Raw genomic sequence first — 7,599 nt, 5'->3', positions numbered from 1 at the left:
CAACAACACGACGGTTAGGCAAATCGCCAACCTCGCCGAGGCCCGTTTCGGGGTGCCCATGTTGCCCCCAGGGGGGAACGGGCGGCCCACCGGTTCGCGGGTCGGGCGGCCCTTCCGCGTGCCTACTTCGCCAGGCGCAACGCGAACAGCTGCTTGCCCTGCTCGGCGCCCTTGCGGCTCTCACCCTGCGCGCGGCGGAAGAAGTCCGCCGGCTCGGCGTCCGCGATGTAGCCCTCCAGCCGCAGGGCGTTGCTCAAGCACGCCTCCACGAACCAGATGATGGTGTAGTCCCGATCGTCGGCAGCCGGTCAGCCGTCCAGCTCGGCCCACACGACCTTGCCGTCGGAAGTCGGGTCGGTTCCCCACGTCCGGCTCAGGGCCGCCACGATGATCAGCCCGCGCCCGCGTGCGGAATCGACCTGCACCGGTCTGGGCTGGGGCAGTGCGGACGAGCCGTCGGCCACCTCGATCCGCAGCCCCGACTCCGTCCGCGTCACCGTCAGGCCCACCGGCCCGGACGCGTGGTCCACCGCGTTGGACACCAGCTCGGTCACCACCAAGGCGGCGTCGTCGGCGGCGTCGTCGGACAGCCCCCAGGCCGTCACCGCGTCACCCACCACCTGTCGGGCCCGTGCCGACGCACCCGCCGAGGCGGGCAGCGTCACGGCCACCGGCGCCGCTGGCTCGTTGCGCACATCCGCTCCCCGTTGATCGGCCGTCACCGCATGGTCGCACATCCGCCACCCGCGCCACCGACTGGTCGCGCCCACCGGTGCCCTGGCGGCGTCCGGCGGCGGGGTGACGACCAGCCCGTGTGACGGTGACCAGCGGCTGTCACGATCCTGGTGGCGGCGTGGCGGGGGATCGGTATCGGCACGGGGCGCATCCGGTGGCTAGGCTCGGGCACCATGGAGTTGCAGGTGCGCAGTGAGGTGCGGGGCGGCTGGACGGTCGTCGCGGTGTCGGGCGAGCTGGACGCGGACACCGTCCCCGTGCTGTCCGACAGCCTCGAAGAGAGCACGGGCGCCCATGTGGTCGTCGACCTGAGCGGCGTGCCGTTCATGGATACCACGGGTCTGTCCCTCATGCTCGACTGGCACCGCAGACTGGACGGCGTGGGCGGCCAGCTCCGGATGGCGTCGTTGCAGCCCTCCGTCCACAAGCTGTTCCGGCTGACCGAGCTGACCGAGGTCATGCACATCCACGACACGGTCGACTCGGCCACCGCCGCGGCGAGGTGATCCCCGAGTCCTTCCGGAACGCGCCGATTCCCCGCGACCCGGAGTGGCTGGCCGCGCTCCCGGCCGCCATCGACGAGCGCCTGGCGACCTGGGGGCTGCGCCCGGACGGCCCCGCCACCCACGGCTCCCACGCCCTGGTCATCCCGGTGACGAGGGACGGCACCCCACTCGTGCTGAGGATGAACGCGCCGAGCGAGGACGTCACCGCGCACGTCGAAGCGCTGCGCTTCTGGGACGGCCGCGGAACCGTCCTCCTGGTGGACGCCGACCCACCGGCCGGCGCCATGCTGCTGGAACGCCTGGACCCCCACCGCAGCGCCACCCACCTGCCGTCGCGAGAAGCGACCGCGCTGCTGGGCAGAGTCGCCAGAAGACTGGCCGTGCCCGCCCCACCGACCACCCGCTCGACCGCGGACCTGGCGCACGCCCGCTCCGCTTCGCTGGAGATCGACTGGAACGACCTGGGCAGACCTTTCGACGCCGCCTTCCTGCGAGCGGCGCAGGAAGCCGCTGAAGCACTGGTGACGACGACCTCGGACCTGGCCGTCAACGGCGACCTGCACTCGGCACAAGTACTGGCCGGCACCCGGGAGCCCTGGCTCACCGTCGACCCGATCCTCCTGCGCGGAGACATCGCCTACGACTTCGCCCGAGTGCTCTGGACCAGGCTGGACGAAATGCCGACCCCCGCCTCCATCACCGAGCACCTCGACATCCTGGTGGACCACGCCGCCACACCCCACGACCACACCAGGCGCTGGGTGGTCTTCCGCACCGTCGACTACTACCTCTGGGGCCTGAACGCGGGCCTGACCGAGGACCCCCAACGCTGCCACCGCCTGCTGACCACCCTCACCTGACCGACCACAACGGACCCCCACCACAACGCCCCCGCCACGACCCCGCTCGCCCGCTCGCTCAACGGACCCCCTATTCCCAACGGGTCCCTATCCCAACGGACCCGCCACCACCCCACCGAGGCCCGATTTGACATGGGTTCGGGTGCCTTGGGCTGGACGGAGCCGGCAGGCCCGGCGGGACGCTTTACCCCGCTGGGCCTGCCGGCTTTGGCCTGCCTGGGGTGCCCGTAAGGGCCCCATGTCAAATCGAGCCGGCCAGGAAAACTTCACGATCGATGGCGGAACCCCCACCTACCGCTCAATCCTGCTCCACCCCGAGGTAGAACGCGATCAACCGGAGCAGGTGCTCGGTGTCCACGGGCTTGGTCACGTAGTCCGTCGCACCCGAGGCCAGCGACTTCTCCCTGTCACCCTTCATCGCCTTGGCGGTCACCGCGATCACCGGCAGGTCGGCGTACCGCGACATCGCCCGGATCGCGGCCATGGTCGCGTTGCCGTCCAGCTCCGGCATCATGATGTCCATCAGCACCAGCGTCACGTCGTCGTACTGCTCCAACGCCCGCACGCCGGTGATGCCGTTGTCCGCGTAGATCACCTGCAACCCGTGCAGCTCCAGCACGCTCGTGAGCGCGAAGACGTTGCGCAGGTCGTCGTCGACGATCAGCACCTTCTCGCCGTGGAACCGCATCGGCGCGGGCGGCAGCTCCGACGGCGCGACCAGCGACTGCGGCGCGTCGTCGGCGGGCGTCAGCAGCTCCGGCACGACTTCCGGCTCTACGACGACCGCCGGCACGAGCCCCTGCTCACCCAGCGGCAGGTACAGCGTGAACGTCGACCCGATGCCGGGCTCCGACCGGACGTCCAGCCGCCCGTCCAGCAACGTTGCCAGCTCCCGGCTGATCGACAGGCCCAACCCGGTGCCGCCGTACTTGCGCGACGTCGTGCCGTCCGCCTGCTGGAACGCCTCGAAGATCACCGACAGCTTCTCGGCCGGGATGCCGATGCCGGTGTCCTGCACGTCGAACGCGACCGAGCCCTCGATCACCCGGATCCGCAGCTTGATCTCCCCGTCGTGGGTGAACTTCACCGCGTTCGACAACAGGTTGCGCAGGATCTGCTGCAACCGGTGCTCGTCGGTGTGCAGGGTGGACGGGACGTCCGGGTCCACCACGACCCCGAACTCCAGCCCCTTCTCCGCCGCCAGCGGTGTGGTCATCGCCTCGACGTAACCGACCACGTCGGACACCCGCACCGGGTCGGTCTGCACCTGCATGTGCCCGGCCTCGACCTTCGTCAGGTCCAGGATGTCGTCGATCAGCTGCAGCAGGTCGGTGCCCGACGAGTGGATCGTCCTGGCGAACTCGACCTGCTTCGCGTTCAGGTTGCCGTCCAGGTTGTCGGCCAGCAGCTTCGCCAGGATCAGCAGGCTGTTCAACGGCGTGCGCAGCTCGTGCGACATGTTCGCCATGAACTCCGACTTGTACTTCGACGCCGACGAGAGCTGCCGCGCCCGCGCCTCCAGCTCGACCGAACCGGCCCGCAGCTCCTCGGTCAGCCGCTGCGACTCGACCAGCAGGCTGTCCGTCCGCGCGTTGGCGAGCATCGTGTTCAGGTTGACGCCGATGTTCTCCTTGAGCTGGTCCAGCAGGTCCAGGTGCACCTCGGTGAACTCGCCGAACGACCCCAGCTCGATCACGCCCAGCGTCTCGCCCTGGAACACGATCGGCAGGATCACCAGGTTGGCGGGCGGCGCCGCGCCGAGCCCGGAGCCGATCTCCAGGTACCCCGGCGGCACGTCGGTCACCAGCACCGTCTTCTTCTCCACCGCGACCTGCCCGACCAGCGACTCGCCGCGCATGAACCGCGTGGGCCGCCCGGCCGGCGGGCGGTACCCGTACGACGCGGTCAGGTCCAGGGCGTTCGACTCGGGGTCCACCAGGAAGAACGCGCCGTGCTGCGCCGACACCAGCGGCGTCAGCTCGCTGATCACCAGCGACGCCATGGCGTTGAGGTCGCGGTGGCCCTGCATCTGGCCGGACAACCGGGCCAGGTTGGTCTTCAGCCAGTCCTGCTCCTGGTTGGCGCGGGTCGACGCCCTCAGGTTGCCGATCATCCGGTTGATGTTGTCCTTGAGGTCCGCGACCTCGCCGGAGGCGTCCACGGTGATCTGCCGGGTCAGGTCGCCCGCCGTCACCGCCGTCGCCACCACGGCGATCGCGCGCACCTGCCGGGTCAGGTTCCCGGCCAGCTCGTTCACGTTCTCGGTGAGCCGCTTCCACGTGCCCGAGACGCCTTCGACCTCGGCCTGACCGCCCAGCTTGCCCTCGGTGCCGACCTCCCGCGCGACGCGGGTGACCTCCTGGGCGAACGACGACAGCTGGTCGACCATCGTGTTGATCGTGGTCTTGAGCTCCAGGATCTCGCCGCGCGCGTCGACGTCGATCTTCTTCGACAGGTCGCCCAACGCCACCGCGGTCGTCACCTGGGCGATGTTGCGGACCTGCGAGGTCAGGTTGTTCGCCATGAAGTTGACGTTCTCGGTGAGGTCCTTCCAGGTGCCCGCCACGTTCGGGACCCGCGCCTGGCCGCCCAGGATGCCCTCGGTGCCGACCTCGCGGGACACGCGGGTGACCTCGTCCGCGAACGCGCGCAGCGTGTCGACCATGCCGTTGATCGTGTCCGCCAGGGCCGCGACCTCGCCCTTCGCCTCGACGGCGATCTTCTTGGACAGGTCGCCGCCCGCGACCGCCGTCGCCACCGCCGCGATCGACCGCACCTGGGTGGACAGGTTGTCGGCCATGACGTTGACGTTGTCCGTCAGGTCCTTCCACGTCCCGGCGACGCCCGGCACCCGCGCCTGACCACCCAACCGCCCGTCCGTGCCGACTTCTCGTGCCACGCGAGTGACTTCGTCCGCGAACGACGACAGCTGGTCGACCATCGTGTTGATGGTCGACTTCAGCTCCAGGATCTCGCCGCGCGCGTCGACCGTGATCTTCTGGGACAGGTCGCCACCGGCCACCGCCGTCGTGACCTGCGCGATCGACCGCACCTGCGCCGTCAGGTTGTTCGCCATGAAGTTGACGGAGTCGGTCAGGTCGCGCCACGTCCCGGCGACGCCCGGCACCTGCGCCTGACCGCCCAATCGCCCGTCCGTGCCGACTTCTCGTGCCACGCGGGTGACTTCGTCCGCGAACGACGAGAGCTGGTCGACCATCGTGTTGATGGTGTCCTTGAGCTCCTGGATCTCGCCCCGGGCGTTCACCGTGATCTTCTGCGACAGGTCACCCCTCGCGACCGCCGTCGCCACCTGCGCGATGTTGCGGACCTGCGACGTCAGGTTGCCCGCCATGAAGTTCACCGAGTCGGTCAGATCCCGCCACGTGCCCGCGACGCCCGGCACCTGCGCCTGACCGCCCAGCCGCCCGTCGCTGCCGACCTCCCGCGCCACGCGCGTCACCTCTGCCGCGAACGACGACAGCTGGTCGACCATCGTGTTGATCGTCGTCTTGAGCTGGAGGATCTCGCCCCGCGCGTCCACGTCGATCTTCTGCGACAGGTCGCCCTGGGCGACCGCCGTCGTGACCTGCGCGATGTTGCGGACCTGCGACGTCAGGTTGCCCGCCATGAAGTTGACGGAGTCGGTCAGGTCGCGCCACGTCCCGGCGACGCCCGGCACCTGCGCCTGGCCGCCGAGCCGTCCGTCCGTGCCGACTTCTCGTGCCACGCGGGTGACTTCGTCCGCGAACGACGAGAGCTGGTCGACCATCGTGTTGATGGTCGACTTCAGCTCCAGGATCTCGCCGCGCGCGTCGACCGTGATCTTCTGCGACAGGTCGCCCTGCGCCACCGCCGTCGCCACCTGCGCGATGTTGCGGACCTGCGACGTCAGGTTGTTCGCCATGAAGTTCACGTTGTCCGTCAGGTCGCGCCACGTCCCGGCGACGCCCGGCACCTGCGCCTGGCCGCCCAACCGTCCGTCCGTGCCGACTTCTCGTGCCACGCGCGTGACCTCGTCCGCGAACGACGACAGCTGGTCGACCATCGTGTTGACGGTGTCCTTCAGCTCCAGCATCTCGCCCGCCACCGTGACGGTGATCTTCTGCGACAGGTCGCCCTGCGCCACCGCCGTCGCCACCTGCGCGATGTCGCGGACCTGCTTGGTCAGGTTGTCGGACATGAAGTTGACCGAGTCGGTGAGGTCCTTCCAGGTGCCCGCCACCCCCGGCACGACCGCCGTGCCGCCCAACCGGCCGTCCGTGCCGATCTCGCGCGCCACCCGCGTGACCTCGCCCGCGAACGTCCGCAGGGTGGCCGTCATCGAGTTGAAGCTCTCCACCAGCGCGGCGACCTCACCGCGGGCGTCCACGATGATCTCCTGCGACAGGTCGCCCTCCGCGACCGCGGCCAGGACGCGGCTCAGCTCGGCGGTGGGTCTGGTGAGGTCGTCGATCAGGCCGTTCACCGCGTCCGCGGCCGTGGCCCAGCCACCCGTGGCGGTGCTCGGGGCCAGCCGCTCGCCCAGCCTGCCCTCCTGGCCGACGGACTGGCGCACCCGCACCAGCTCACCGACCAGCCACTGGTTGCGCTCCGCGATCTCGTTGAAGGCTTCGGCCAGCTCGGCTGTCACGCCGTCGCGCGGCACGACGAGCCGTCGGCGGAAGTTGCCGTCCTTCATCTCCCGCATCGCGGTCAGCAGTCGGGCCAGGGTCACGTCCGTGTCGTCCTGGGCGGTCGTCACACGAGCCTCCGATGTCAGCGGAACTGGGCCAAGCCTGCCACTGTTGGTCTCAACTTGTCCGATAGGTTGGGTCAACCCGACACACAGGAGCCGTGATGGCCCAGGGCTACCGGCAAGGCGCCGACACGGGCCTCGACCTCGACGCGTGGCGTCGCGTGGTCGACGGCTTCCACGAGGCCGTCGTCGTGCTGGACCCGGAGGGTGTTGTCCGGCTGGTCAACCCGCTCGCATCCGTGCTGTTCCCGAAGGCGCGAATCGGTTCGACCCTGCTCGACGACCGGTCGGACCGGTCCGACCGGCTCGCCGACGCGGACCTCGGGCGTCGGCAGGACCTCGGCGGCGGGTGGGTCGCCTGGTACCGGGGGATCGACGACTACCTGGACGAAGCCGCCGCCCGGATGACCCTGACCACCGATCGCGCCGACACCCTGCGCGCCGTGGTCGAGCTCGCGCCCGCCGAGCACACCGTGGTGGTGCTGCCGGGGTTGCGCGGACGTCTGGAGTGGTGGCGTCGCACGTCCGCGGGGGACGTGGCGGTGGCCCGCACCACCCGGCAGGTGGCCGCCACCGCGCCCGGTCTCGCCGCCGTGCTGGACCGCGTCGTCGACCACGCGGAGCTCACCGAATTGGGTGAAGGGCCGTGGGGCGTGTCCGGGGTCGGTTCGGCCGTGCCGCTGACCGACGGCGGCGCGCTGGTGTGCTTCGGCGGCACGTGGACCGTCGACCTGCTCAAGCGGTACGCGGCGCGGGCCGCGGC

The 7,599-nt window shown here is 70.2% G+C and carries 5 protein-coding genes and 1 pseudogene; 3 read left to right on the top strand and 3 right to left on the bottom strand.

Going from position 1 to position 7,599, the window contains the following annotated elements:
- Positions 1–122: 122 nt before the first annotated feature.
- On the bottom strand, positions 123–257 hold the full coding sequence (locus tag AB0G02_RS19285; protein ID WP_360796020.1) for a hypothetical protein: 135 nt from the start codon (positions 255–257) through the stop codon (positions 123–125).
- A 51-nt stretch (positions 258–308) separates the two neighbouring features.
- The gene (locus tag AB0G02_RS19280; protein WP_360796017.1) at positions 309–695 is read right to left on the bottom strand and encodes an ATP-binding protein; all 387 of its coding nucleotides are present in this window, start codon (positions 693–695) and stop codon (positions 309–311) included.
- 213 nt (positions 696–908) lie between these two features.
- On the opposite strand from AB0G02_RS19280, the gene AB0G02_RS19275 reads away from it, so the two are divergent.
- Entirely contained in the window at positions 909–1,241 is a 333-nt protein-coding gene (locus tag AB0G02_RS19275; RefSeq protein WP_360796014.1) for an anti-sigma factor antagonist, read from the top strand.
- The gene (locus AB0G02_RS19270; protein ID WP_360796011.1) at positions 1,238–2,101 is read left to right on the top strand and encodes an aminoglycoside phosphotransferase family protein; all 864 of its coding nucleotides are present in this window, start codon (positions 1,238–1,240) and stop codon (positions 2,099–2,101) included. The genes AB0G02_RS19275 and AB0G02_RS19270 overlap by 4 nt, the downstream gene beginning before the upstream one ends.
- A gap of 298 nt (positions 2,102–2,399) precedes the next feature.
- On the opposite strand, the gene AB0G02_RS19265 is transcribed toward AB0G02_RS19270, so the two are convergent.
- Positions 2,400–6,788 carry a HAMP domain-containing protein gene (locus AB0G02_RS19265; protein WP_360796034.1) on the bottom strand — a complete coding sequence of 1,463 codons (4,389 nt, stop codon included), beginning with the start codon at positions 6,786–6,788 and terminating at the stop codon, positions 2,400–2,402.
- Positions 6,789–6,937: 149 nt separating this feature from the next.
- Between AB0G02_RS19265 and AB0G02_RS19260 the strand changes: the two are divergent.
- Positions 6,938–7,599, top strand: a pseudogene (locus AB0G02_RS19260) (serine/threonine-protein phosphatase); the annotation flags it as partial.

The organism is Actinosynnema sp. NPDC023658 (assembly GCF_040639995.1).
GTDB lineage: Bacteria > Actinomycetota > Actinomycetes > Mycobacteriales > Pseudonocardiaceae > Actinosynnema.
The sequence above is the reverse complement of the archived record's forward strand: the minus strand, read 5'-3'. Positions and strand labels throughout refer to the sequence as shown.